General features: G+C 55.0%; 1 pseudogene. It reads left to right on the forward strand.

The features are described from left to right. A pseudogene (locus A6R74_RS10625) lies at positions 1 to 309 on the forward strand (hypothetical protein); the annotation flags it as partial.

Here is a 309-nt window from a genome sequence, read left to right on the forward strand (position 1 = left end):
ATGGGCTGCGTTATGCGTGATGTTTCGCGTCGTTTAGGCGGTGACCCACGCTACGCCGCTAGCGTGGTGCGACATATTGCTGACGGAGATCTCACCCAAATCACTCAGCTTTCTCCGAAGGATCAGCAGAGCTTACTGTTTAATATCAACCGGATGCGCGAAACCCTGGCGAGTACCATTGGCGACATTCACCTCGGCGCCAATCAGGTCAACAGCGGCGTCGAGCAGATTGTAAGCATTAACGAAGAGCTTTCCACGCGCACCGAAGAGCAGGCTGCCTCGTTAGCCGAAACAGCCTCCAGCATGGAA

Origin of the sequence: Halomonas sp. ALS9, assembly GCF_001651035.1 — a bacterium.
In the GTDB taxonomy this organism is placed as follows: domain Bacteria; phylum Pseudomonadota; class Gammaproteobacteria; order Pseudomonadales; family Halomonadaceae; genus Vreelandella.